19 protein-coding genes are annotated in these 25,039 nt (G+C 76.2%); 7 read left to right on the plus strand and 12 right to left on the minus strand.

Translation table 11 applies throughout. From position 1 onward, the window contains the following. Nucleotides 1-542 precede the first annotated feature (542 nt). The 3 genes from NRO40_RS20365 to NRO40_RS20375 all read right to left on the minus strand — a co-directional run bounded on the left by NRO40_RS20365 (nucleotide 543) and on the right by NRO40_RS20375 (nucleotide 2,578). A complete protein-coding gene (locus NRO40_RS20365) occupies nucleotides 543-836 on the minus strand; it encodes a hypothetical protein (RefSeq protein WP_058943394.1) in 294 nt (97 codons plus the stop codon). 10 nt (nucleotides 837-846) lie between these two features. Further along, on the minus strand, nucleotides 847-1,578 hold the full coding sequence (locus NRO40_RS20370; RefSeq protein WP_058943393.1) for a TetR/AcrR family transcriptional regulator: 732 nt from the start codon (nucleotides 1,576-1,578) through the stop codon (nucleotides 847-849). 64 nt (nucleotides 1,579-1,642) lie between these two features. Beyond that, the gene (locus NRO40_RS20375; protein WP_058943404.1) at nucleotides 1,643-2,578 is read right to left on the minus strand and encodes an AurF N-oxygenase family protein; all 936 of its coding nucleotides are present in this window, start codon (nucleotides 2,576-2,578) and stop codon (nucleotides 1,643-1,645) included. A 290-nt stretch (nucleotides 2,579-2,868) separates the two neighbouring features. Here NRO40_RS20375 and NRO40_RS20380 point away from each other — a divergent pair, with 290 nt between their 5' ends. Further along, nucleotides 2,869-4,041, plus strand: a complete 1,173-nt coding sequence (locus NRO40_RS20380; protein ID WP_058943392.1) for a ferritin-like domain-containing protein — start codon at nucleotides 2,869-2,871, stop codon at nucleotides 4,039-4,041. Between the two features lie 220 nt (nucleotides 4,042-4,261). On the opposite strand, the gene NRO40_RS20385 is transcribed toward NRO40_RS20380, so the two are convergent. The 8 genes from NRO40_RS20385 to ligD all read right to left on the minus strand — a co-directional run bounded on the left by NRO40_RS20385 (nucleotide 4,262) and on the right by ligD (nucleotide 14,766). Next, entirely contained in the window at nucleotides 4,262-5,770 is a 1,509-nt protein-coding gene (locus NRO40_RS20385; RefSeq protein ID WP_232791154.1) for a penicillin-binding transpeptidase domain-containing protein, read from the minus strand. Next, nucleotides 5,767-7,212 (minus strand): FtsW/RodA/SpoVE family cell cycle protein, encoded by a 1,446-nt coding sequence (locus NRO40_RS20390; protein WP_058943391.1) that lies wholly within the window; start codon nucleotides 7,210-7,212, stop codon nucleotides 5,767-5,769. Before NRO40_RS20390 ends, NRO40_RS20385 begins: the two co-directional genes overlap by 4 nt. A 215-nt stretch (nucleotides 7,213-7,427) precedes the next feature. Then, nucleotides 7,428-8,747, minus strand: coding sequence for a HAMP domain-containing histidine kinase (locus NRO40_RS20395; RefSeq protein ID WP_058943390.1), 1,320 nt, complete (start codon nucleotides 8,745-8,747; stop codon nucleotides 7,428-7,430). After that, on the minus strand, nucleotides 8,744-9,622 hold the full coding sequence (locus NRO40_RS20400; RefSeq protein ID WP_408057032.1) for a hypothetical protein: 879 nt from the start codon (nucleotides 9,620-9,622) through the stop codon (nucleotides 8,744-8,746). The genes NRO40_RS20395 and NRO40_RS20400 overlap by 4 nt, the downstream gene beginning before the upstream one ends. Before the next feature lie 368 nt (nucleotides 9,623-9,990). Next, on the minus strand, nucleotides 9,991-10,254 hold the full coding sequence (locus NRO40_RS20405) for a zinc ribbon domain-containing protein (RefSeq protein ID WP_058943389.1): 264 nt from the start codon (nucleotides 10,252-10,254) through the stop codon (nucleotides 9,991-9,993). Further along, nucleotides 10,251-12,545: a hypothetical protein gene (locus tag NRO40_RS20410; protein WP_058943388.1), complete on the minus strand. Its 2,295-nt coding sequence runs from the start codon at nucleotides 12,543-12,545 to the stop codon at nucleotides 10,251-10,253. Before NRO40_RS20410 ends, NRO40_RS20405 begins: the two co-directional genes overlap by 4 nt. Nucleotides 12,546-12,961: 416 nt before the next feature. Beyond that, nucleotides 12,962-13,879, minus strand: a complete 918-nt coding sequence (locus NRO40_RS20415; RefSeq protein ID WP_257375463.1) for an ATP-dependent DNA ligase — start codon at nucleotides 13,877-13,879, stop codon at nucleotides 12,962-12,964. Further along, a complete protein-coding gene (ligD, locus tag NRO40_RS20420) occupies nucleotides 13,876-14,766 on the minus strand; it encodes a non-homologous end-joining DNA ligase (protein ID WP_058943387.1) in 891 nt (296 codons plus the stop codon). The genes NRO40_RS20415 and ligD overlap by 4 nt, the downstream gene beginning before the upstream one ends. A gap of 41 nt (nucleotides 14,767-14,807) precedes the next feature. Here ligD and ku point away from each other — a divergent pair, with 41 nt between their 5' ends. Then, complete coding sequence (ku, locus tag NRO40_RS20425) at nucleotides 14,808-16,058, plus strand: non-homologous end joining protein Ku (protein WP_058943386.1); 1,251 nt, start codon at nucleotides 14,808-14,810, stop codon at nucleotides 16,056-16,058. 12 nt (nucleotides 16,059-16,070) lie between these two features. Here ku and NRO40_RS20430 read toward each other — a convergent pair whose 3' ends face one another. Next, nucleotides 16,071-16,445: a trypco2 family protein gene (locus tag NRO40_RS20430; protein WP_058943385.1), complete on the minus strand. Its 375-nt coding sequence runs from the start codon at nucleotides 16,443-16,445 to the stop codon at nucleotides 16,071-16,073. 54 nt (nucleotides 16,446-16,499) lie between these two features. On the opposite strand from NRO40_RS20430, the gene NRO40_RS20435 reads away from it, so the two are divergent. The 5 genes from NRO40_RS20435 to NRO40_RS20455 all read left to right on the plus strand — a co-directional run bounded on the left by NRO40_RS20435 (nucleotide 16,500) and on the right by NRO40_RS20455 (nucleotide 24,943). After that, nucleotides 16,500-18,368, plus strand: a complete 1,869-nt coding sequence (locus NRO40_RS20435) for a S1 family peptidase (protein WP_107115148.1) — start codon at nucleotides 16,500-16,502, stop codon at nucleotides 18,366-18,368. Beyond that, nucleotides 18,365-21,013 carry a serine/threonine-protein kinase gene (locus tag NRO40_RS20440; protein ID WP_257375464.1) on the plus strand — a complete coding sequence of 883 codons (2,649 nt, stop codon included), beginning with the start codon at nucleotides 18,365-18,367 and terminating at the stop codon, nucleotides 21,011-21,013. Before NRO40_RS20435 ends, NRO40_RS20440 begins: the two co-directional genes overlap by 4 nt. Nucleotides 21,014-21,159: 146 nt before the next feature. Continuing rightward, nucleotides 21,160-22,788 carry a VWA domain-containing protein gene (locus NRO40_RS20445; RefSeq protein ID WP_058943383.1) on the plus strand — a complete coding sequence of 543 codons (1,629 nt, stop codon included), beginning with the start codon at nucleotides 21,160-21,162 and terminating at the stop codon, nucleotides 22,786-22,788. Then, complete coding sequence (locus tag NRO40_RS20450; protein ID WP_058943382.1) at nucleotides 22,785-23,711, plus strand: hypothetical protein; 927 nt, start codon at nucleotides 22,785-22,787, stop codon at nucleotides 23,709-23,711. Before NRO40_RS20445 ends, NRO40_RS20450 begins: the two co-directional genes overlap by 4 nt. After that, on the plus strand, nucleotides 23,708-24,943 hold the full coding sequence (locus NRO40_RS20455) for an ABC transporter substrate-binding protein (RefSeq protein WP_058943381.1): 1,236 nt from the start codon (nucleotides 23,708-23,710) through the stop codon (nucleotides 24,941-24,943). Before NRO40_RS20450 ends, NRO40_RS20455 begins: the two co-directional genes overlap by 4 nt. The last annotated feature ends 96 nt before the right edge of the window (nucleotides 24,944-25,039 follow it).

The following is a 25,039-nucleotide window of genomic DNA, read 5'->3' on the forward strand; positions in this document are numbered from 1 at the left end:
GCCCCGGCCTCAGCCCCGGCCCCGGCCTCAGCCCCGGCCCCGGCCTCAAACCCAGACTCGGCCTCAGACCCGGCCCCGCCCTCAGGCCCGGACCCGCCCTCGAACCCGGACTCGGACCAAGGCCCGGACTCGGACCCGGCCCCGGACCCGGCCCCGGACTCGGCCCCGGACCCAGACCCGGACCCGGACCCGGACTCGGGCCAAGGCCCAGAATCTGACCCGGACCCGGACCCGGACTCGACCTCAGGCCCGGAACCGGGTTCCGGGACGGCCGCCGCGGGGGGCGCGGGGGCGGTGAGGGCGAGCGACGAGGCGAGCGCGAGGACCGCCACCGCCCGCCGGACCGCCACCGCCCGCCGGTCCGCCGCGCTCGCGCGGTACGGCGCAACCCTGCCGATCGACATGCCACCACCTCCGGTCAAGGGACGCAGTGATGATGGTTCGTCAGATGTGGGGATGAAACGACTATGGGGCCGAACGGGTCAACCCGTCCGCCCCTGCGGGGGAGCGCGCCGGCCGTCCTCCGCCACCGGGGCCCGCGCTCAGGAGGGCCGCTCCGGTCCGTCCCGCCGCTCCGGCTTCGACCAGGGCCACGTCAGGCCGCGCCGCTCGCGCCCGGCCGGCTCGTAGACGTACTTCCAGCCGCGCTGGAGGCCGAGCCGGGGGGAGTGGCCCGCGGGCTCGCGGCGGTAGGCGTGGACGGTGGGCGGGCCGCCGCCCTCGTCGGGGACGGGGACCTCGTACCACTTCGGCGGATGGCCGGTGGGGCCGGTCAGCACCGGCAGGACCCGGCCGTCCAGGGGGCCGCCGTGGAAGGGGGTGTTCTCGGTTCGCACCGCACCAGTGTCACAGCAGGTGGGCGGCCCCGCCCACCACGGGCACCACCCGGCGGGCGAGGGTGCCGACCGGCCCCTCGGCGGTCTCCAGGGAGAGCAGCGCCGCCACCACCCGCGCGGTCTGCGCGTCGGTCGCGGCGGTGGCCGTCAGCAGGGCCACGAGGTGGTCGACGAGCCAGCCGCGCAGCTGTGCCGCGGGCGGGCACTTGTCCTCGTCCAGCCAGATCAGGGAGGCCGCCTCGACGGCCGCTATCCAGGTGCGCACCATCATCCGCAGCCGCGGCCCCGGGTCGGGCACGTCGAGGTGGACGAGGATCTGCTCGGCGGCGGCCCGCCGCACCTCGTCCACGATCGCCGTCGTCCGGGACGTCTCGGCGACGCTGCCGCCCTGGAGGAGGGCGCTGAACCCGGCGTCGTGCTCGTCGACGAAGCGCAGGTACCGGTCGAGGACCCGGGCGAGCCGCTCGGTGGGCGGGCCGTCGGCCGGCTCCGCGAAGCACAGCTCCAGCCGGTCCGCCGCCGAGCGGAGCGCCGCCTCGTACAGCTGCTGCTTGCCGCCCGGGAAGTACCGGTAGACCAGCGGCCGGGAGACCCCGGCCGCCTCCGCGACGTCGTCCAACGACACCTCCTCGGGCGCGTGGTGCGCGAAGAGCGACAGCGCGGCGGTGAGGAGCTGCGTACGCCGCTCCTCGACGCTCAGCCGTCGGTACGCGGGCGTGGCGGGCGTGGCGGCACGGGTCATGCCCGCAGCGTAACCCCGTCGGCGCAGCCGGTGTCAGGGCGCCGGGGCCGGCCGCCCGCCGCGCTCACGCGAGCAGTCCGGAGCTCTGCCAGAGCCGCCGCCCGACCCCGCGCAGCACGCCGATGTCGTCGAGGAAGTCGGTCAGGCGCCGGGCGCCGGACTGCATGACCTCGCGGCGGTGGCCGCTCGCCCTGACCTGGGCGACGGCCTCGCGGCGGTCGAGGCCCACGTTCTCGTAGACCCGCGGGTTGACGAAGCAGACGGAGAAGACGCGGGCGGCCTCGCCGCAGCTGATCCGGGTGAACTCCTGCTCCCAGCGGGGCGCCGTGACCATCTGGCGGCGCAGCTCCTCGCGGGCGTAGCGGACGTGCCGCGCCTCCTCCACGACGTGGATGCGGGTCACGCCGCGCACCAGCGGCTGGACGCGCTCGTCGGGGAAGGTCAGGCGCTGCATCCAGTCGAGGATCTCCTCGCCCAGCAGCGTCGCCGCGAACGACCCCGGCGTCGTCGACACCGTCTTCAGCACGCGCGCCATGTTGTGGTAGACGCGCGGCACCGGGTACGCCGGGGCCTCACCCTTCTGGATGAGCCGGGCGAACATCATCGAGTGGCGGCACTCGTCCGCTATCTCGGTGAGTGCGTAGCGGACGTGGTTGCTGGTCACGGACTTGTCGTAGACGTGCCGCACCAGCAGCTGCATGAGGATGATCTCGAACCAGATTCCCAGGGACGCGAGGGACGCCGCCTCGTGGCGGGCGAGGTCCATCCGCTGCTCCTCGGACATCCGTCGCCACAGGGGGGTGTCGTAGAGGGAGACCAGCTCCGGCGGCCAGAACCACTTGCCGTCCTCGAAGGGCGCGTCCCAGTCGAGCTCGGTGTCGGGGTCGAAGGAGTGCTTGGCGGAGGACTCCAGCAGCCGCGCGGCGACCTGCTCGCGGTCCCGCAGCGGGCCCAGCGCGTCGCGCAGCAGGCGCAGATCGGGTTCGGACACGGTCGTCATGGTCTCGGCCACCTCGCAGTCGGCTTTCGGGTTCTGCGGTCGCACCCTTATGAGACTGCCTGTCAGTAAGCCCGTCAATCCCCCCGGCGCGACTTGTTGACCCGACGTCTAGCAAGATGGACGCTGCCCCCGTCAGCACCGCACCCCGCACCCGAAGCACGCACCCGCACCCCGCACCCCGCACCCGAACCCGCACCGCGCACCCGAAGCACGACCCACACCCGTACCGCATCCGCACCCCGCCCGCAGCCCGCAGCCCGCACCCTGGGGCCGACGCGAAGGAGCCGCCTGTGTCGACGCACGACCTGTACGCCAACGACCCGGGGTCCCCCGTCTGGCAGGTCCCCGCCTCCGGCGCCGCCCGCTTCTCCTGGGAGTACGACGAGGGGCGCGCCCGCCTCCTCGCCCTCTACCAGAAGGGCAAGGACAAGCAGTGGGACAGCACCCGCCGCATCGACTGGGACCTGGAGGTCGACCCGTACGACCCGCTCGGCACCCCCGACGAGGCCATGACGGTGCACGGCACCCGCCACTGGTCGCGGATGACGGAGAAGGACCGCGGCGACCTGCGCCGCCACTACGCGGCCTGGCAGTTCAGCCAGTTCCTCCACGGCGAGCAGGGCGCCATGGTGTGCGCCGCCCGGATCATCGAGGCCGTCCCCGACCTGGACGCCAAGCTGTACTCCGCCACCCAGGCCATGGACGAGGCCCGCCACGCCGAGGTGTACGGCCGCTTCCTGCACGAGAAGATCGGGATGCTGTACCCGATCAACGACAACCTCAAGTCACTGCTCGGCGACACCCTGCGCGACTCCCGCTGGGACATGCCCTACCTCGGCATGCAGGTGCTCATCGAGGGGCTCGCGCTCGCCGCGTTCGGCATGATCCGCGACACGACGAAGAAGCCGCTGCCCAAGCAGATCCTCGCCTACGTCATGCAGGACGAGGCCCGGCACGTGGCGTTCGGCCGGATGGCGCTGCGCGACTACTACCGGCAGCTCACCGACGCCGAGCGGCGCGAGCGCGAGGACTTCGTCATCGAGGGTTGCTACCTGATGCGCGACCGGCTGCGCGGCGTCGAGGTGCTGGAGAACTTCGGCATCCCGAAGCGGGAGGCCGAGGAGATGTCGGAGCGGTCGGAGTTCCTGCAGCTCTTCCGGAAGCTGCTGTTCAGCCGGATCGTGCCGTGCGTCAAGGACATCGGCCTGTGGGGCGAGCGACTGCAGAAGGCGTACCTGGACATGGGCGTCTTCGACCTCGGTGACTCCAACCTCGACCTGCTGATGGCGGAGGACGAGGAGATCGCGGAGCGGCTCGACGCCGAGCGGTTCGCCGCCGAGGAGGCCGAGCGCGTCGCCGAGGTCGCGCAGGCCGTCGCGGACGGCGCGGAGGCGGAGGGCGTCCCGGCGGAGGACGTCCTCGCGGAGGGCGCCACGGCGCTGGGCGCGGCCCTGGAGAAGTAGCGGTACGGGGGCGGCGGCGCGCCAGCCGCCAGCCGCCCCACTGGCACCCCGGCCGCCCTCCGCCCGCCCGGAACCAGCCGCCAGCCGCCCCACTGGCACCCCGGCCGCCCTCCGCCCGCCCGGAACCAGCCGCCAGCCGCCCCACTGGCACCCCGGCCGCCCTCCGCCCGCCCGGAACCAGCCGCCAGCCGCCCCACTGGCACCCCGGCCGCCCGTGCGGTCAGTCGCGGGCGGCGGACGCCAGCGCCGTCTCCATCACCGTCCGGGCGATGGGCGCCGCGCTGCCGCCCCCGCTGATGTCCTCCCGCCGGGCCGACGCGTCCTCCACGACGACCGCCACCGCCACCGCCGGCCGGGCCGCCCCGGTCGCCCGCGCCCAGCCGATGAACCACGCGTACGGCGTGCCCAGGTTGCCCACGCCGTGCTGGGCGGTGCCCGTCTTGCCGCCGACCTCGGCGCCCTCGATGGCCGCGTTGCTGCCCGAGCCGCCTTCGACCACGTCCACCATCAGCCCCCGCAGCACCCGTGCCGTGGTGGGCTCCATGGCGCGCGCGTAGGTGCGGCGCGGGGTCCGCCCGACGAGCCCGCCGTCCGCCGTGGTCGTCGAGTCCACCAGGTACGGGTGGGCCAGCTCGCCGCCGTTGGCGACCGCCGCCGCGACCATGGCCATCTGCAGCGGCGTCGCCGTCGTGTCGTACTGGCCGATGGCGGACAGGGCCAGCCGGTCCGGGGTCATGCCGGTGTCGAAGTTGGAGGGGGCCACGCGGGACGGCACGCGCAGGCCGGGGTCGTTGAAGCCGAACCTGCGGACCGCCTCCAGCATGCCCGGCAGCCCGACCCGCACCCCGAGCCGGGCCATCACCGTGTTGCACGACCAGCGGATCGCGTACGCCAGCGAGGCGTCGCCGCAGCCCGTGGCGTCGTTCGGCAGCACCGTGCGGGTGCCGGGGAGCACGTACGGGTCGGGGGTGCCGGTCGGGGCGTCGGGGTCCGTGACGACCCCGGCGTCCAGGGCCGCCGCCGCCGTGACGATCTTGAAGGTGGAGCCGGGCGGGTAGGTCTGCCGCAGCGCCCGGTTGAGCATCGGCCGGCTCGGCGCGGTGTTGAGCCGCGCCCACGCCGTGGCGACCTCGCTGCCCGTGCCGGAGAGCACCCCGGGGTCGTACGACGGGCTCGACACCAGGGCGAGGATGCGTCCGCTCGACGGCTCCAGCGCGACGACCGCCCCGCGCCGCCCCGACAGGCCGCGGAACGCGGCCTGCTGGAGCGCGCCGACGATGGTGGTGGCCACGTGGCCGCCGGGCGGCCGCCCGCGGCTGATGTCGCTCCACAGGGGGAGCGGGGAGAGGCTCGGGCTGGTGCCGGAGAGGACGGCGTCCTCGGCGTCCTCGACGAGCGTGGTGCCGTACGTCTGCGAGGCGTAGCCGGTGACGGGGGCGTACAGCGGCCCGTCGGTGTAGGTGCGTTCGTGGCGCAGCAGCTGGCCGGTGTCCTTGGAGCCGGTGACCGGCCGCCCGTCGACGAGGATGTCGCCGCGCGGTGCGGCGTACCGGGACAGCACGGTGCGCCGGTTCGCCGGGTTGTCGTCGAGGCGGTCGGCCTGGAGGACCTGTACGCGCGCCGCGTTCGCCAGCAGCGCGACGAGCAGCAGCAGGCACAGGGCGGCGGCCCGCCGGACGGTGCGGGTGCTGCCGGGCCGGGCCAGGTCGAGGTCGCGGGGGAGGGTCACCGGGCGTCCTCCGGTTGTGCGGGCGGCGCGGTGCCCGCGGTGCCGGCCCCGCCGCCCGCCCCGCCCACGGCGGAGGTGCCGTCGGCGCGCTCGTCGACGGTGCCGTCGACCGGCGCGCCGGGGGCGCGGGCGGAGTCGCTGACGCGGATCAGCAGCGCCACCATGATCCAGTTGGTGACGACGGACGAGCCGCCCTGTGCGAGGAAGGGCATCGCCATCCCCGTCAGCGGGATCAGCCCCGTCACGCCCCCCGCGATGACGAACACCTGGAGGGCGAGGATGGACGCCAGCCCGATCGCCAGCAGCCGCCCGAAGGGGTCGCGCAGGGCCAGCCCCCAGCGGTAGCCGCGGGCGACGAGCAGCGTGTACAGCAGGAAGAGCGCGGTCAGGCCGACGTACCCCAGCTCCTCTCCCGCGGTGGCGAGGATGAAGTCGGACTTGGCGGCGAAGCCGATGAGCGCCGAGTGTCCGAGGCCGAGGCCCGCGCCGAACATCCCGCCCGCCGCGAAGGCGAAGAGCGACTGCGCGAGCTGCCCGGGGCCGCGGCCCGCCTCGATGGAGGCGAAGGGGTGCAGCCAGTCCTCCACCCTCCCGTGCACGTGCGGTTCGAGCGTCCCCACCACGAACGCCCCGACGCACGCGAGGAGCAGGCCGACGGCGATCCACCCGGTGCGGCCGGTCGCCACGTACAGCAGGATGACGAACAGGCCGAAGAAGAGCAGCGACGTGCCGAGGTCCCGTTCCAGGACGAGCACGCCGACGCTGGTCAGCCAGATCGCCACGACCGGTCCGAGCACCCGCCCGGCCGGCAGCCGCACACGGCCGAGGGTGCGGCCGGTGTGCGCGAGCGCGGTGCGGTTGGCGGCCAGGTAGGCGGCGAAGAAGACGGCGAGCAGGATCTTCGCGAACTCGCCCGGCTGGAAGGACAGTCCGCCGACCCGGATCCAGATGCGGGCGCCGTTCACCGCGGGGAAGAGGATCGGTACGGCCAGCAGGGCGAGCGCGGCGGCCACCGACACGTACGCGTACCGCTGGAGGAGCCGGTGGTCGCGCAGGAACACCACCACGGCCGCGAAGAGCGCGAAGCCGAGCGCCGACCAGACCAGCTGCGTCGGCGCCGCCCGGTCGGCCGGGGTCTCCAGGTCGAGCCGGTAGATGAGGACGAGCCCGAGCCCGTTCAGCAGGGCGGCGATGGGCAGCAGGAGCGGGTCGGCGTACGGGGCGGCGAACCGCACCGCCAGGTGCGCGACCAGCGCCAGCAGCCCGAGCCCGGCGCCGTACCCGGCGACGTCGGGCGGCACGGCGCCGCTGTGGGCCAGGCCGACGTCGGCGTAGCCGAGGACGGAGCACAGCACGGCGCAGACCAGCAGGGAGAGCTCGACACCGCGGCGCTTCGGCAGGCGCACCCGGGGCGGCGCGGGGTCCGGGGTCGCTGCGGTCATGGAGGGCAACGTAGCAAGATAAAAGTGCTATGTCCCTTATGTCGGGTTGCATCATGGTCATGTCGGGCCATCCCGCGCCCGGTCCGGTGACGCCCGGTCCGGGGGAGCCCCGCCCCGTGGAGCCCCGCCCAGTGGAGCCCCGCCCCGTGGCGGCCCGCCTGGTGGCGCGCGTCCGGTGACGCTCCGTCCGGTGGCGCCCCGTCCGTGGTGGCGGGTCAGCCGCCGGGGGGCGCGTCGTCGCCGTCGGCGTCGAGGTCCGTGTACTCCGGCAGCGTCAGCCGGGCCTGCGCGCCGCCGTCCGGCGCGTTGCCGAAGGTCAGCTCCGCGCCGATGACGGCCGCCTGCCCCCAGGCGATCGTCAGCCCCAGCCCGTGCCCCTTGCTGCCGCTCTCCGTGCGGAACCGCTGCGGCCCGTGCTCCAGCAGGTACGCCGGATACCCCTCGCCGTGGTCCCGGACCGTCACCACCGGCCCGTCGACGGTGACCTCCACCGGGGCGCGGCCGTGCCTGTGGGCGTTGGCCAGCAGGTTGCCGAGAACCCGCTCCAGCCGCCGCCGGTCCGTCTCCACCCGCGCGTCCCGCACCACCCGCACGGTCGTCCCTGTGCCCGACGCCCGCACCGCGCGCTCGGTGAGCGGCCCCAGCGCGTACACGTCGAGGTCCACCGTCTCGCTGCGCGTGTCGAGCCGCGAGATCTCCAGCAGGTCCTCCGTCAGCGCCCGCATCGCCCGCACCCTGTCCCGCACCAGCTCCGACGGCCGGCCCGGCGGCAGCAGCTCGGCCGCCGCCGACAGGCCCGTCAGCGGGGTGCGCAGCTCGTGCGCCACGTCCGCCGTGAACCGCTGCTCGCTCAGCAGCTTCCCCTGGAGCGACGACGCCATCGTGTCCAGTGCCCCCGACACCGTCGCCACCTCGTCCTGGGGCCGCGTCGGGTCCTTGGTGCGCGGGTCGTTGACGCGCGCGTCCAGGTCGCCCGCGCTGATCCGCCGGGCCACCTGCGCGGTGAGGTGCAGCCGCCGCGTCACCCGGGTGACCGCGAACCAGCCGACCAGCAGCGTCGCCCCGATCGCCAGCACCGACGACCCGAGGATCGCCTGGTCGAGCCCGCTGATGGTGCGCGCGCTGAGCGAGTAGTCCACCCGTACGGCCAGCGCCCGCCCGTCAGCCGGGCCCGCCGCCCACATCGTGGGCCGGCCCTCGTGGTCGGCGACCATCGTGCCGCGCTCGCCCCGCGCCGCCAGGCCCCGCAGCGACGGCGGCAGCCCGACCGGGTCGACGGCCGCGAACGGCGGCAGCGGCTCCCCCGCCTCGTACGCACGCGTCACGTCCTCCAGCCGGGACAGCGCCTTCTCGCGGGACGTGTCCACCGTCTGCCGCGTCACCGACACGTGCACCAGCGCGCCGAGCAGCGCCGCCAGCGCGCAGCACATGAGTGTGATGAAGACCGCGGCCTTCCACGTCAGGGTCGCCGTCCACGCCGGGCGCCGCGGCACGCCCCGCACCCGTCCGGCCCGCGGCCGGCGCGTGGCGCTCACCGGCCGGCCCCCGCGCGCCCGGCCCCGGCATCCCCGGCTTCCGCGTCCCCGGCCCCGGGCGTCGGCCCGGGGGCGGTGCCCGTACCGGGCGCGGTCTCCTGCTCGCCCTCCGGATCGGCCTCCGGCGCGTGCTCCGGATCGGCCTCCGGATCGGCCTCCGGCGGGGCGGCGGGCCGGGGCGGGTCCGGCTTCACCCGGACGATCTCGTCGCGCGCCGGCAGCATCGTCCGCTGCTGCGCGTCCCACGACCAGGCGGTGCGGTACTCGTAACCGGGGATGCCCGCCGACACCGCCCGCAGGATCAGGTCCCGGCCCGCCAGCTCCACGCTCACCAGCTGCTCGACGGTGGCCATGATGCGGGTGAGCCCGCCGTCCTCCGGCAGGTAGCAGCGCACCGCGACCAGCTGGTCGGGCATCGTGATGCCGACGATCAGCTCGTCCTTCCCGTCACCGGTCAGGTCCCGGTAGTACGGCTTGAGGACCGGGCAGGCCTTCGGCGCGCCGGCGCACCCGCGGATCGCGCGTGCCGTCCCGTCGTCGATGCCGTCGGAGCCGCTGTACTGGTCGGGGTGGGCGTCCACCTCGGCGCGTACCACCGCGACCGGGTCGACCGCGCGGACGTCGCCGTCCGGCACCCGCACCCCGGGCACCCGCTGGGTGTCGCTCTCGCCGTAGTCGATCGGCGGGGCCGTCACCGGCGGCAGGTCGGGCCACAGCCGCACCGGACCCACGGCCGTGGGGGTGGCGCCCGCGCTCCTCAGCTCGCCGGCGTTCCCGCACCCCGTCAGCGGCACGAGCAGCGCGGCGGCCGCGGCGAGCGGTACCAGGCGGGTGGCGGCGCGCACGGCGGTGCGGCGGCTGCGGTGCGGGGTCACGGTGGTTCCGGTGCTCCAGTCGACGGTTCTGCCCCGACCCTATTTCGTCCGCGACACGGCCGCCGTCCGCCGGGGGCGGAGGGGGCCGTCGGGGCGCTGCGCCCACGGTAGGCGGCGGGCGTTGCGGCGGACCCTCGACCGTGTAACAGCCGCCCCACACCTGGGGCCGGCACCCTGCCGACCGAGCCGGCGCCCTGCCGGCCGCGTGGGGCCGGAGCCCGAGCCGGAGCCCGATACCGACCCCGTGCCCTACGTGCCCCCGAGCCGGTACCCGACTCCGAGCCGGTACCCGACTCCGAGCCGGTACCCGACTCCGAGTCGGGGCCTGCCCCCGTGCCCGTACCTGCCCTGCCCCGAGCGCGGTCGCGTCACCGCTGGTGGGAGCCGCCTCCCCGGACGCCGCCCGGCCCGGCGAGCCGCTCCGCCTCCGCGGCGGTGACCTTGCGCTCGACGCCGCAGAACGCGCACTGCGTCCGGTACGACGTGGAGACGGGGAACAGCGGCACGAAGAACAGCGTGAACTTCGTGACCCGGCGGCGCACCGCGTGCGCCGTGGGGTTGCCGCAGCCGCCGCACACCAGGGTCACCGTCGCCAGGTGGTACAGGTACCCCTTGGTACCGAAGACGATCATTCGGGTGCCTCCGTCGCCGGGTCGCCCAGCGCCCGCCGGCACAGCTCCAGCAGCCGTTCGTCCTGGTGGATGTCGTGGTCGCCGGAGACGCCCGCCGAGACGTTGTGCCGCCGCGTACGGGCCAGCTCGGCGCGCAGCAGCGGCTGGGCCTCCGCCGCCGCACGGCCCGCGGGCCCCAGCTCGGCGAGGCACTCGGCGACGTCGATCCGGGTGTGGCGGTTCTCCCGCCAGGCGGCCAGGAGCACCGGCAGCGCCTCCCCGAGGTCCCCGGTCACCCGGCACAGCGCCGCCGCCGCGTCGACGCGCAGCCAGACGTCCCGCGCCGTCAGGCAGGCGCGCAGCTCCGGCGCGGCCGCGCGGGCCGACCCGCCGAACGCCCCGAGCACCCACGCCGCGGCCCGCCGGTCGTGCGCGTCCGGCGCCAGCAGCAGCGACCGCAGCCGGGGCAGGACGGCACCGGCGTCACCCTCGACCGCCCACAGCGCCCGCGCGGCGGCCGTCGCCGTCCCGGCGCGGGGGTCGTCGAGCAGCGGTCGCACGTCCGCGACCGCCTCCCGGGCCGCCGGGCCGAACGCGGCGACCGCCCGCAGCGCCGACTCCAGCACCCACTCGCGGCGGACGGCCGGCGCCCCGCGCAGCACCCGCAGCACCTCGGGCAGCGCCTCGACCGCTCTCCACCCCGCCAGCGCCAGCAGCAGCGGCGCCGACCGCTCGCCGAGGTCGTCGTCGAGCGGCAGCGCGCCGAGTCGGCGGCGCAGCGCCGGTACCAGCGCGGCCCCCGCCTCGCCCAGGTGGGGGATCGCGTACAGCAGGCGGCCGTCCGTCTCGGGCCGCTCCAGCGCCCGCGCCAGCGTCGGCACGGCGCGCGCGTCCCCGGCCCGGGTCAGCGCGAGCAGCGCGCCCGCCGAACCGGGCCGGCCGCCCATCCACTCCGTCGCCCAGGGCGCCGGATCCTCCGCGACCCGCGCGGCCAGGTCGTCCGTCGCGGGCCCGGCCAGCGCGAACAACCCCTCCAGCCAGCTCGCCGCCGCCGCCCGCAGCCGGGGTTCCGGGGCGTGCAGCTGCTCCCCGACGAGCCGCACCACCTCGTCGTACCCACCGCGCCAGGTGCGCACGAGACCGCCGCACATCCACACGGCGTCGGTCCGCTGGGCGCCGTCCGGGCTGCGCAGCTGCGCGGTGATCAGGGCGATGCGGTCGTCGACCCGGTCGTCGAGGGCGCCGTGCAGCGTGCGGAGCAGGTCGTCCGCCCACGCCGCGCCGCGGCCCGCCCGCTGCTCCTCGCGCGGCTCGCGCGGCTGCCCCACGAGGGTGGGCGCGGCGGGGCGCAGATCGGCGGTCTCCGCCGGCTGGGCGGGGTGCACGGGGTGCGACGCGGCCAACGCGTCGCGTACACCCGGCGCGGCCCAGGAGTTGGCCGAATTAAACGCGTTGGCAGGCAAGTTGAGCGGGGTGCGGCCAGGGCCTCCGGCCGCCGCGGCCGGGCCGCCGCCGCCGGGACCGCACGGACAGCCCGGACCGGGGCCGTCCGCACCGGCGCGCCGGCCGGGTCCGGCCTGCCGCAGCTCCGCGAGGAGCGCGGTGACGGTCCGTACGACGTCCTCGGGGAGCCGGCCGGGCGCGCAGCGGGCCAGTTGGGCCAGGGCGGCCAGCCGCAGGGCGGGGTCCTGCGCCGCCCCGGACAGCCAGCTCAGCCAGCCGGCCGTCTCGTCGCGCAGCGACTCGTACCGCAGGGCGATCCGGCCGACGGCCTCGACCAGCGCCAGGCGCACCTCGGTGTCGGTCTCGACCGTCAGCCGCTCCCGCAGCAGGTCGAGGACCCGGACGGGGTCGCCGTGCAGGGAGGCCAGCGCGCCCGGCACGGCCAGGCGGACCTCCCGGTCCCCGTCCCCGACCAGTGCCAGGAAGACGTCCGCGCCCGCGGCGACCGCGGCGGCGGCCATCGCGTAGTTGGCGGCGTCCTCGAACTCCTCGTCCTCAGGGTCGAGTTCCTGCAGTTCGTCGTCGCCCGACAGGTCGATGCCGCCGATGCTGGCGAGCAGCTCCACCACGCAGCCGCGGTCCTGCACCTCGGGGCAGGCCACGAGCTCCAGCAGGAACGGGATGCACGCCAGCGTCGAGTCGTACACGTCGCCCTGGTGGTGCACCGTGCCGTACATCCCGTCCAGCGCCGTCTCGCGCTCCGCCGGGTCGTCGGACGCCAGTCCGCGCAGCAGCGCGGGCACGTCGTCGGCCGGGCCGTAGGCATGACCCAGCGAGGCCCAGTCGACTTCGTCGATCCCCGTGAACATGCCTTCCCTCCCCGTGAACCCTGCACTTGGGGGCAATAGTGCACCACACCGCGTACGGCGATGCCCCGGCAATCGGACACGCCCCGGACACGCTCCGGACACGTGTCCACGCCCCTTTTCCTCTGTTCTCTGCCCGGTTATCGTCCGGCCAGCCCTCCGCCCCGAAACGCCCCGGACGGCCCCGCGGACACCCCCGCCCGCGCTCGTGCCGGCGCCGGGTCGGCCCCGCGCCGACACCCGTGCCGGCGCCGGGTCCGACAGCCGTGCGGGCGCTGGCCGGCCCCCGTCCTCCCCGCCCCGCCGGCACCCCTGCCGACACGCGTACCGGCACCCCTGCCGACGTGCCCGCCGGCACCCTTGCCGACGCGCGTACCGGCACCCCTGCCGGTGGCCTCAGGGCGGCCGTCGCCGGGCGTTCAACCACCGCCCCCACCCCCCTCCTTGAGACGCAGCACCGTGGTGACCGTGTGGCGGGTGGTGCCCTGGGCGACTTCCACCTCCAGCGCGGGCGGCACCGACCGGTAGGCCACCTCGCCCAGCCCCACCGCCGTCGCCGTGCCGCCCTCGCCGGCGGGCAGGGTCCGCAGTACCGCACCCGCGCGGGCGCGCAGCGGCGGGGTGAGGGGGCTGGAGACGACCGGGGTGTCGTCGTCGGGCAGGACCAGCACGAGGGCCGCCGGGCGCTGCGCCGGACCGGTGAAGCCGACCACCACCGCGTCGCGCGTGTCGGTGTGCCGCAGCTTGCGCCACGCGCGCGCACCGCCCTTGTACGCCTCGTCGAGCCGCTTGACGACCAGCCCCTCGACCCCGATGCCGGGCAGGGTGTCGAACCAGTCCCGGGCGGTGTCCGGGTCGGTCGTCATCGGTACCGCCTGGAGCGGCGGGCCGAGCGCGTCCAGCAGGTCGACCAGCCGTTCGCGCCGCCGCGCGTACGGGCGCGGGCGCAGGTCGACGCCGTCCGCCGCGAGCACGTCGAAGGCGGCGTACGAGGCGGGCAGCCGCCTCGCCAGCGCGGGCGCCCGGCCCGGGGTGGCCGCGGCCCGGCCCTGTACGGCGGCGAAGTCGGTCCGGCCGCCGGTCCACACGACGACCTCCCCGTCGAGGACGGTCCCCTCGGGCAGGGCCAGCGCCGCCGCCGCGAGGTCCGGGAAGGCGGCCGTGACCAGGCGGCTCGACCGCGCCTGGAGGGCCACCTCGTCGCCCGCGCCCCGGAAGAGCACCATCCGGTGGCCGTCGAACTTCGGTTCGTACGCCAGGCGCCCGGGGTCGCGCGGCAGGGTGCCCACCGTACGGGCGAGCGCCACCCGGACGGGGGGGACGACCGGCGCCCTCACGGTTCCGGCACCGGCCCCGCGCCCGCGTGGTCGACCAGGGGGCGCAGGAGGTCGCCGTACCGCCGGACGCGCGGGGGCAGGTCGTCCGGGAGGAAGACGAGGGCGCCCGGCTCGCCGCACGCCTCGACCTCCTCCCAGGTCACGGGCGTGGAGACGGTCGGGGCGGGGCGGGCGCGCAGGGTGTAGGGGGCGGCGGTGGTCTTCGCGGCGGCGTTCTGGCTGTGGTCGACGAAGACCTTGCCGGGGCGCAGCGCCTTCGCCATCCGGTGCACGACGTGCCGCGGGTGCTCGGCCTCGGCCTCGACCGCGAGCCGGCGGGCGTAGGCGGACACCGTCTCCGAGGGCGTCGGCTCGACCGGCACGTACAGGTGCAGTCCCTTGGCGCCGGAGGTCTTCGCGTACGCGGTCAGGCCGTCCCGGGCGAGGCGCTCGCGCAGCCACAGCGCGACGCGGCAGCACTCGACGACGGTGGCGGGGGCGCCCGGGTCGAGGTCGAAGACCATCCGGTCGGCGACGGCCGGCTCCCGCGCCCGCCACTGCGGGGTGTGGAACTCGACCACCAGGTTCGCCGCCCACATCAGCGACGGGAGGTCCTCGACCACCACCTGGCGGGCACCCGGGTCCTCCGTCCGGGGGACGGGCGCGGTCCTCACCCAGTCGGGCGTGCCGGGCGGCGGGTTCTTGGTGAAGAACAGCTGGCCGTCGGGGCCGTCCGGGTAGCGCAGGAAGGACAGCGGCCGGTCCCGCAGGTGCGGCAGCAGCGCCTCGGCGACGGTCGCGTAGTAGTGCAGGAGCTCGCCCTTGGTGGTGCCCGTGGCGGGGTGGATGACCTTGTCCAGGTTGCTGAGCGGGAGGCGCCGCCCCTCCACCTCCGTGATCGGCGTCATAAGATGAGAATCCCACGATTCCGGTACGAAAGGGACGAACCGTGCGGTCCATCTGGAACGGGGCGATCTCCTTCGGGCTGGTCAGCATCCCCATCAAGCTGGTGAACGCGACGGAGAACCGGTCGGTCTCCTTCCGCCAGGTCCACACCGAGGACGGCGGCCGCATCCGCTACCGCAAGGTGTGCGAGCTGGACGGCGAGGAGGTCCCCTCGGCGGAGATCGGCAAGGCGTACGAGGAGGCCGACGGGACCATGATCCCGATCACCGACGAGGACCTGGCCTCCCTGCCGCTGCCCACGGCGAAGACCATCGAGATCGTCGCGTTCGTACCGGCCTCCCAGATCGACCCGCTCCAGATGGACGCCGCCTACTACCTCGCCGCGAACGGCGTTCCCGCCGCCAAGCCGTACACGCTGCTGCGCGAGGCGCTCAAGCGCAGCGAGCGGGTCGCCATCGCGAAGTTCGCGCTGCGCGGCCGCGAACGGCTCGGCATGCTCCGGGTGGTCGACGACGTGATCGCCATGCACGGTCTGCTGTGGCCGGACGAGATCCGCCACCCGGAGGGCGTCGCGCCGGAGACGTCCGTCACCGTCCGCGAGGCCGAGCTGGACCTCGCCGACGCCCTGATGGACACCCTCGGCGAGGTGGACATCGAGACCCTCCACGACGACTACCGCTCGGCCGTGGAGGAGCTCATCGCCGCCAAGGCGGAGGGCGGCTGGGAGGCCCCGCGCGAGACGGGCCCGGAGAAGGGCGCCCAGGTGATCGACCTGATGGCGGCCCTGGAGAGCAGTGTGCGGGCGGCCCGCGAGGCGCGCGGCGAGGAGTCGGGCACCGGGTCGGCGGGGGAGCCCGGCCCGGACGCGGACGCGCGGCCCGGCGGCGAGGGGGGCGGCGGGGAGTCGGCGTCCGTCACCGAACTGCCCTCCCGCAGGACCCCGCCCCGTGCCCGGAGCGCCCCCAAACAGGGCGGTGCGCGGAAGTCGACGGCGCGGACGGCCAAGGAGGCGGAGGAGCCACCGGCCCGCAAGTCCACGGCGAGGACGGGCCGGACGGCGGCGAAGAAGGCCACCGAACGCGAGACGACGGGCGGCACGGCGAGGAAGACCACCGGCAAGGCGGCCGCCAAGGCGACCGGCACGGCGGCCGACAAGGCGGGCGGTACGGCGGCCAAGGCGACCGGCGGGAAGGCCGCGGCGGGCTCCGCCCGCAAGTCGGCGGCCGGGACGGGCGGCAAGTCGACGGGCAAGACGACCGCGAAGAAGAGCACCACCCGCAAGCGCTCGGCCTAGCGGAAGGCCCCCTCAGGAGCCGGACGGGCGGGGCGGGGTGCCCCGGGCGACGCGCAGGCGTCCGCCCTCGTACTCCGGAACCAGCTCGACCTGCACCTGATGGGTCGTCTGGCGGTCGATCTGGCCGCCCAGTTCGGCCGTGACCACGCCGATGCGCAGCCCGCCGCGACCCGAGCCCGACCGGTGCACCTGCACCGAGAACTCCAGGTTCACCTTCTCCACCGTGAACCCCAGGGGGCGGCCCTCGGCGTCGTCGCGCGCCTTCTCCAACTCCCCGCGGATGTGCCGGACCACCTCGGCCAGCCCCACGAAGTCCTGACCGTCCGACATCCCGCACCCCCGTACGTCGCCGTCCCCCGCCGCCGGCGCGACCGTCAGTGCCGTCATCGCCGTCCGTCAAGTATGGGGCAGGAGAGGGCCCCGCGCGTATAGTTTCGCACCATGGTGGCCGCCGGGGGTGTCAGCGCCGATCCTTCCTCGAACCCGTCCTCGAAGACCCCGCCCTGGGCCGTCCGCATCCGCTGGGAGAACGGCGAGATCGCGGGCGCGGGCGTCCTGTTGAGCCCCGACCGGGTCCTCACCTGCGCCCATGTCGTCGACCCCCGGGCACGCGTGACCGCCGAGTTCGTCGGCGCCCCCGGCGGTGCCGTCCCCGCCGTCACCGCCTGGGCCGACCCGGACGCGTACGTACCGGAGACCCGTGACGCCGACGGTGACCCCAGCGGCGACGTGGCCCTGCTGCGGCTCGAACACCCCCGGCCCGCCCACGAACCGGTCTCCCTGCACCGGCTCTCCGCACCCCACCGCACCGTGCGGATGTACGGCTTCCCCTACGAGCACAACGGCGGCATCTGGTTCCGCGCCACCATCATCGGCGGCTGCGGGCGAGACGGGCAGGTCCAGTTGGGCCCGCAGACCCCCGGCGAACTGGCCGGCCCCGGGTGCAGCGGCGCCGGGGTGGTGGACGACGCGACCGGCAAGGTCATCGGCATCGTCCTCACCGGCCTGCGCGACCGGCACGGCAACTCCTTCTCCTTCATGAGCCCCGCCGAGACCATCGTGCGGCACCTGCCGGGTGTCGCCGCCTGGACCCTGGGCCGCACCGCCGTCGACGACCGGCTCCGCTCCCGTACCGGAGAGCCCCCCGGGCCCGCCCTCGACGAGCCGTTCGCCCAGCGCCTCGCCGACTGGCTGCGCGGCGACGGCGACCAGGTGAAGATCAGCCTGGTGCGGCCCGGCGACCACGCCCGCGCCGTCACCCTGCGCCGCGCCATCACCCTCGCCGACCGGGAGTTACGCACCACCGCCTCCGTCGACCGGGCCTCGCTCGACCCGCCCGGCACCGTCCCCTCCGCCGGCGGCCACGACCTCGCCCTGGACGCCGCCGACTCCACCGCCGAGCGCATCGCCGAGCGGATCGCCGAACGCATGGGCCTGTGGCAGCACCCGGCCGACCCCGCCACCGACCGGATCAGGACGGGCGGCGTCCCCCTCACCCTCGTCCTCGTCGGCGTCGACCAGGCCGTCGACCCGCCCGCCCTGCTCGACCTCCTCACCGTCCTCAGGGCTCGCGGCAGCCGCCTCCTGCTGGTCTTCCGCGAACCCGGCCCCTGCTACGAACGCGCCTGGACCGACCTCGTCGTCCGCCCCGAGCAGGAGCGCTGCGCCCGTCTCGTCGCCCGGCTGCGCCGGCTCACCGGGCCGCTCGCCGAGAGCCTCGGCGACGCCATGGCCACCGTACGGACCGACGACCCGCAGGCCGTCCACGACGCCCTGTACCGGGCGGGCGGCGCCCTCCACATCCTCAGCTGCGCCCAGGAGCTCGCCGGCGTGGCCGACGGGCCGGACCTCGCCGCGTTCGAGCGGCTCACCGACCGGCTGTCCGCCCGCCTGACCGCGGCGGCCGACCGGCTCGACGCCCTGTGCCGCCGTCGCGGGGAGCTCGTCGGCCGGCTCGACGGCTACCGCGCCCTGCACCAGGGCGTCACCGAGGGAGGGGAGGACCTGGAGGTGGACGAGCACCACCGCCGGGCCCACCGGCTGCTGCGCGCCAGGCCGTGCGACGTCCGGGCGGCGGAGGAGGCGGTCGAGGCGTACACGCGGCTCGTCGAGGGCCGCGACCGGGAGCGACGCGAGCGGGAGGGGCGGGAGCGGGAGGGACCCGTTCGGGGCGACAGCGACCGGGAGGGGCTCCTCCGGGACGACCGCCACCGGGAGGCGCGGGAGCGGGGCGACCGTGACCGGGAGCGGCTCCTCCGGGACGACCGCGGCCCGGAGAGACGCGAGCGGGGAGGTGCGGCGCCCGCATGACCAGCCCCCGACCGGTGCCCTGCCCGCGCGCCGGCTGCTCCGGCGCGGTGATGGTCACCGGCTTCTGCGACACCTGCCACCGCCGCCCGCCGGCCGCACCGACACCCACCGCCCCGGACCCGACGCCGCCCGACCGGTCCGCGCCCGGCCGGTCCGGCACCCGCCCGGACTCCGCGGGGCCGACCCGCGGAGCCGGCTCCGCCGGCCCGGGCCCCGACGCCTCCGGGCCCCGGCCCGGAACCGGACCCGGGCCGGCCCCGTACGGGCCCGGGGGCAGCGCCGCCGCCCTCGACCGGGACGGCCTCGTCCTGCTCCCGCACATCCCCGCCCCCGACCCCGGGACCGCCGCCGGCACCACCGCCCGACCGCCCACCGGCGGCCGCCGCTGCGGCTTCCAGAACTGCACCGGCACCATCGGCATCGGCTACGACGGCGAACCCGCCCCGGACCACGGCTTCTGCCCGGAGTGCGGCCGGCCCTACTCCTTCGAGCCCCGGCTGCGCCCCGGCGACGAGGTCGGCGGCCACTACCGCGTCCTCGGCTACCTCGCGGTGGGCGGCCTCGGCTGGGTCTACCTTGCCGAGGACACCAAGGTCCCCGACCACCTCGTCGTCCTCAAGGGCCTCATCAACACCAGCGACGCCGTCGCCCGCCGCGCGGCCGTCGAGGAGCGCCGCTCGCTCACCACGCTCCACCACCGCGACATCGTCCGCATCATCACCTTCGTCCAGCACCAGGCGCCCGGCGAGGACGAGCCCACCGGCTACATCGTCATGGAGTACATCGCCGGCCGCTCCCTGGCCTGGATCCGCTACGCCCCCGACGAGGAGCTGACCGCCGTCTTCGGCCGGCCCTTCGGCATCGACCATGTCGTCACCTACGGCTGCAAGATCCTCGGCGCCCTGGAGTACCTCCACGAACAGGGCCTGCTGTACTGCGACATGAAGCCGGACAACGTCATCCACTACGGCCGCGACATCAAGGTCATCGACCTGGGCGCCGTCCGCCGCGTCGACGACCGCACCTCCGGGCTCGTCTACACCCGTGACTACGCCCCGCCCAAGCGGGAGCGCGACCAGCGGGGTTTCCGGATCGACACCGACCTGTACACCGTCGGCCGGACCCTCCAGGCCCTCGCCACCCGCGCCGCGCCCGCCTCCGGGCTCGCCGCCCGCTCCTTCGAGGCGCTGGTCCGGCGCGCGACCCACCCCGACCCGGCGGCCCGCTTCACCTCCGCGGCCGAGATGTCCCGTCAGCTGTGGGAGGTCCTGCGCGAACACCAGGCGCTCACCTGGCACGAGCCGTACCCCGAGCGCTCGACCCGGTTCGCCCCCACGGCCGTGCTCTTCGGCTCGGCGCTCGGCACCGTCCCGGCCCTGGAGCACTGGACCACCGACCGCCGCGACCCGGCCACCGACGGCCTCGACCCCGCCGGCGACGGCCGCGCCCCGGCCGGCGACCGCCGCGCGAGGGCAGCCGGCCCCGGCGCCACGACCGGCCCGAGCGGGGGCCCGACCCGCGCCACGACCGGCCCGCCCGGCGACCCGACGGGCGCCCCGGCCCGGCACACGGGCGGTACGACCACCGGCGCGAGCGGCGCCACGACCACCGGCGCCGGCGGTGCGGCCGGGGGGCCGCCGCCGCTGCCCCTGGCGCCGCCCGACCCGCGGGAGGCCGCCCGGGGCCTGCCCGTCCCGATCCCCGACCCGGGCGACCCGGCCGCCGTACTCCTCGCCGGGCTCGCCGCCGACAGCCCCGCGCGCATCGCCGAGCAGGCCCGCCGCGACCCGGCCCTCGCCACCGCCGAGGCCGCCCTCTGGCTCTGCCGCGCCTACGCGCACGCCGGCGACCCCACCGAGGCCGGACGGTGGCTGCACGCCGCGCAGGGGCTGGGCGCGGGGGAGTACGACTGGCGCGTCTCCTGGCACCGCGGGCTCCTGCGGCTGACCGAGGGCCACGTACGGGCGGCGGAGGAGGAGTTCGCGGCCGTGTACGCCGCGCTGCCCGGCGAGTGGGCGCCCAAGCTGGCGCTCGGCCACTGCGCCGAGTACCTCACCGCCGACGAGCGGCGGACCGACGGATACGAGGACTACTACGAGGCCGTCTGGCAACGCGACCGCACCCAGGGCAGTGCGGCGTTCGGGCTCGTCCGCGCCCACCTCCGGCGCGGCGACCGGCAGGGCGCCGTCGCCGTCCTCGACGGGGTGCCCACGACGTCCCGCCACCACGACGCCGCCCGCGTCGCCGCCGTACGGGTGCTCGCCGGCCGCCTGCCCGACGGCGGCCCCACGGCGGCCACCCTGCGCGAGGCGGTCGCCCGGCTCGACGAGATGGGTCGCGCGGGGGAGCGGGACGCCGCCTGGGACCGCCTGGTCACGGAGGTGCGGGAGAACGCCCTGGCCTGCCGCCCGCCGGGCGGCTGGGGACCCGGTTTCCCGGTGGGGGAGTTGCTCGGACCGCGGGACGACGAGCGGGCCCTGCGTGAGCTGCTCTCCCGTTCCCTGCGAAACCTCGCCGACCGGGCGCAGGACGGGGACACCCGCGCTGACCTGCTGGACCGCGCCTACGCCGCCCTGCCCGAACCCCGTCTGCGGCTCGTGCCGACGGGGTGGCGGAGGCGGAGGGCGACGGCGGCCCCGGGGTGAGGGAGCCGCAGGAGAGGACGAGGAGCACGACGAGGGCGCGAACCGCGACAGTGCCACGGCGGCGTTGACGCAATGACGTAGGCGCAATGGCGGTGACACGACGGCGGTGACGCCACCACGGGGACGCGACGAGGGGGACGCGACGGATGACACCGGGGAGCACGGCGGGCGACGGCCCGGCGACGGCGACGGCCGGCCTGGAGATCAGTCAGTGGAAGTACCTGACCGCCGAGGCGCGCGAGCACGAGATGCACGTGGTGCTGACCGTCCGCGTCGACGGCACGGGCAGCGCGGCCGGCGCCACCGGCACCGCGGCCGGCGGCGGCGACGGGGCGGACGGTGCTCCGCGCCCGGCCCCGCTGCTCGCGGAGGTCCTGGTCGTCGACTGCTCCAGCTCGATGACGTGGCCGCCGGAGAAGTTCCGGGCCGCCCGCCAGGCGGCCGCCGCGGCGATCGGGATGCTGCCGACCGGCACGCCGTTCGCCGTCGTGCAGGGCACCGAGACGGCCGCCATGGCGTATCCCCCGACGGAGGGGATGCCGGAGGCGTCCGACGGCCACCGCCGCCGCGCCGACCTGGCCCTCCACGGCCTGGTCGCCGCCGGGGGCACCTGCATCGGCGCCTGGCTGGACCTCGCCCGCCGGCTGCTCGCCGCCCGGGACGCCCCGATCGGCCACGTCCTGCTGCTCACCGACGGCCGCAACCAGCACGACGAACTGCTGCCGCTCGACGACGTCCTGGACGCCTGCGAAGGCCGCTTCGTCTGCGACGCCTGGGGCATCGGCGACGGCTGGGACGCCCGGGAACTGCTGAAGATCACCCGTCGGCTCCACGGCGGGGTCGGCGCCGTGCGCGAGGAGTCGGCCCTGCCCGCCGAGTACGAGAGGCTGACCGCCCGGCTCCTCACCAAGAGCCTCCCCGAGCTGGCCATCGACGTCACGCCCGTCCCCGGCACGACGGTCCGCTACCTCAAGCAGGTCTTCCCCACGGAGACCGACCTGGAGCCCGCCGAGCCGCCGGCACCGGGCGGGCCGTACCGCTACACCACCCGCGCCTGGGGCGAGGAGACCCGCCGCTACCACCTGTGCCTCGCCGCCGACCCCGCCGGGCGGCCCCGCCGCGAGGACCTGCAACTGGCCGTCGTCTCGCTCGCCCTGCCCGGCGCCGCCCGGGGGGTGGCCCTGCCACCGCCCCAGCCGTGCGTCGTCCACTGGACCGAGGACCCGGCCCTGTCCCGGCACACCGACACGCAGGTCGCCCACTTCCAGCTGTTCGGGCAGCTCGGCCAGGCCGTCGCGGCCGCCGCCGACGCCTATCGGCGGGGCGACCGCGACCGGGCCGCACAACACCTCGGGCACGGCGTCCGCCTCGCCCACACCGTCGGCGCGGCCCGCCCCCTGGCCGACTTCGCACGGCTCGTGGAGATCGTCGACGCGGCCACCGGGCAGGTCAGGCTCCGTCCCGACCTCGCGCCCATCGACTTCGAGCACCTCATCACCGCCAGCAGCCACAGCACGTACGGCCCCGGAGCGGACGACGACGCCGGCCCCGCCGACCGCCCCGGCGCCCGGGCCGACCGCCCCGGCGCCCGGGCCGACCGCCCCGGCGCCGTCGACCGCCCGGGCGGTCCGCCGGGCTCCGCCGGTACCGGCACGGGTGCCCCCGCCGGTGGCGGCGGTACCGCCACTGTCCCCTGCCCGGCGTGCGGGGCGCGGGCGCCGGTGACCGGCCGCTTCTGCCCGCGCTGCGGTCACCGCTTCCAGGAGCGGCCGTGAGCACCACCACGCGGGACCTCACCCGCAGACTCCGGTGGCTGCTGGTGCTCGGCACCGCCACGACGCTGGTCCTCTTCGGCGCCTTCCGGGCCGTGCACCACGACGCCGTCGGCCTCGCCACGGCCAGCGCCCCCGGCGTCCTCGCCGTCGACACCGCCGAGCACGCCCTCGGCCAGGCCCGCGCATCCGTCCCGGAGGACGGCCTCCAAGAGGCCGGGACGGGCGGGTTCCACACCCAGATCTCCGTCGCCCACCAGGCCCTCGCGCTCGCCGCGTCCGAGAACGTCACCGGCCTCCCCGGCCGCCGCACCCTGCAGACCGCGACCGGGCTCATCTCCGTCTACTCCGGCTGGATCGAGCAGGCCAACCGCGAGCCCGACGACTCCCCGCTGCGCGGCGCCTACCTCCTGTACGCCGACCGCGTCCTGGACGCCCCGGGCACTGACGAGGACATCATGGGCCGCCTGGACGACCTGCGCGACGAGCAACTGGCCGTCGCCGAACGGCAGGCCCGGTTCGGCCGGCCCATGACCCTGACCTGGGCCGCGGCCGCCGCCCTGACCGCCGCGCTGCTCGGCGCCCTCCTGGAGGCCCAGCGCTTCGCCCGCCGCCGCTTCCGCCGCCCGGTGAACCCTCCGCTGCTCGCCGCGACCGTGCTGTGGACGGTCGGCGCGGCGGCACTGGCCAGGGTCGTGCTCGGCACGCACGGCGACACGACCGCGTCGGTGGGCGAGCTGCGGGACCGGCACACCGGCGCCGGCATCGGACACGCCGCGACCACCATCGAAGGACACCTCGCCGACGCGGGGCTGTGGGCGTCGCTGTCCGACGGCATCCTCGTCGCCGGGGTGGCGCTGGTGGCGCTGTCCGCGGCCGGCCTGCTGCCGCGCCTCACCGAGTACCGCCACCGGGAGCGCCGATGACCCGCCGCCGCACGTACACCGTCCTCGCCCTGTGCCTGGCCCTGGTCGCCGGCGGCGTCGTCGCCGGCGTGTGGTGGACGCACCGCTGGAAGGGCGCGGTGACCGTCCTCGGCAACTGGACCGGCGGCGACCGGGACCGGTTCCGCACCCAGGTCCTCGACCCGTTCGAGCGCGAGCACCGCATCCGGGTCATCTACCAGGGCAGCTCCGCCGAGAGCCAGGTGCTCGCCGCCGACGTGGAGGCCGGGACCCCGCCCGACGTGGTCATCATGCCGGGACCCGGGGAACTCGCCGCGTACGCGGCCGCCGACCGGCTCAAGCCCCTGGACGGCCTGTTCGACCCGGACGACTACGCCGATATGTGGGCGCCGCGGGTGGCGGGCGGCGTCCACTGGGTGCCGGTGAAGGCCGACCTGAAGAGCATGGTGTGGCACCCCGGCGCCCTGGCGGAGGACGACGTCGCCCGGATCGCGCGGAACCCGCGCGAGTGGTGCCTGGCCATGGAGTCGGGCGCCACCTCCGGCTGGCCCGGCACGGACTGGGTGGAGGACGTCCTGCTCCAGCAGGCCGGCTGGGAGGTGTACCAGAAGTGGGCCACGGGCGACCTGTCCTGGACCGACCCCCGGGTGCGCGAGGCGTGGACCACGTGGGGCGACCTGGTCGGCGCCGGGGACGTCCGGCGCGTCGGGCCCGCGCTGCGCGCCGGCTTCCAGGACCCGTGGGGCGGCCCCGAGGCCGCCTGCGACGACGAACGGCTGGAGCACCAGGCGACGTTCGTCCGCGACGGCGAGCACTGGACCGCGGCGCGCGGACAGTACGTCCACTCCCGGACCGTCGTCCCCGGCGCCCGCGCCGGCGCGCCCGCCTGGGAGGTCTCCGCGGACCTCGCCGCCATGCTGCGCGACACCCCGGAGGCACGGGCGCTGATCCGCCACCTCGCCGACCCGGCGACGGCGCAACTCGGCTTCACCGCCAACCGGTCCGTGCCAGGGGGCGCGTACGACGACGACCGCACGACGACCCGCATCGACGCGACCCTGCGCGGCCGGGGCACCATGCGGTGCTGGGACGCCTCGGACGCCATGCCCCCGGCGATGCGCGACGCCTTCCACCGGGCCGTCCTGCGCTACCTCGCCGAGCCCCGGCAGCTGGGGGAGCAGCTCGCCGTCCTGGACCGGGTCCGCAACCGCCAGACCATCCCGTGGCTCCCCCCGGTCTGCGGCAGCGGCTGACGCCCCCGGCGCCCCGTGCCCCCGGCCGCCCCACGCCCGACGTCAGCGCGTGCCCGACCCCCTGCCGCATGCCAGACCCGACAGCGCGTGCCAGAC

Origin of the sequence: Streptomyces changanensis (assembly GCF_024600715.1) — a bacterium.
In the GTDB taxonomy this organism is placed as follows: Bacteria; Actinomycetota; Actinomycetes; order Streptomycetales; family Streptomycetaceae; genus Streptomyces; species Streptomyces changanensis.

What these genes read in the sequence shown, in the direction of transcription:
- ligD (WP_058943387.1), bottom strand. Translation starts at nt 14,766, where the DNA reads ATGACGCCGATCACGGAGGTGGAGGGGCGGCGCCTCCCGCTCAGCAAC.
- NRO40_RS20405 (WP_058943389.1), bottom strand. Translation starts at nt 10,254, where the DNA reads ATGATCGTCTTCGGTACCAAGGGGTACCTGTACCACCTGGCGACGGTG.
- NRO40_RS20375 (WP_058943404.1), bottom strand. Translation starts at nt 2,578, where the DNA reads ATGACGACCGTGTCCGAACCCGATCTGCGCCTGCTGCGCGACGCGCTG.
- NRO40_RS20390 (WP_058943391.1), bottom strand. Translation starts at nt 7,212, where the DNA reads ATGACCGCAGCGACCCCGGACCCCGCGCCGCCCCGGGTGCGCCTGCCG.
- NRO40_RS20435 (WP_107115148.1), top strand. Translation starts at nt 16,500, where the DNA reads ATGGTGGCCGCCGGGGGTGTCAGCGCCGATCCTTCCTCGAACCCGTCC.
- NRO40_RS20445 (WP_058943383.1), top strand. Translation starts at nt 21,160, where the DNA reads ATGACACCGGGGAGCACGGCGGGCGACGGCCCGGCGACGGCGACGGCC.
- NRO40_RS20455 (WP_058943381.1), top strand. Translation starts at nt 23,708, where the DNA reads ATGACCCGCCGCCGCACGTACACCGTCCTCGCCCTGTGCCTGGCCCTG.
- NRO40_RS20430 (WP_058943385.1), bottom strand. Translation starts at nt 16,445, where the DNA reads ATGACGGCACTGACGGTCGCGCCGGCGGCGGGGGACGGCGACGTACGG.
- NRO40_RS20410 (WP_058943388.1), bottom strand. Translation starts at nt 12,545, where the DNA reads ATGTTCACGGGGATCGACGAAGTCGACTGGGCCTCGCTGGGTCATGCC.
- NRO40_RS20370 (WP_058943393.1), bottom strand. Translation starts at nt 1,578, where the DNA reads ATGACCCGTGCCGCCACGCCCGCCACGCCCGCGTACCGACGGCTGAGC.
- NRO40_RS20440 (WP_257375464.1), top strand. Translation starts at nt 18,365, where the DNA reads ATGACCAGCCCCCGACCGGTGCCCTGCCCGCGCGCCGGCTGCTCCGGC.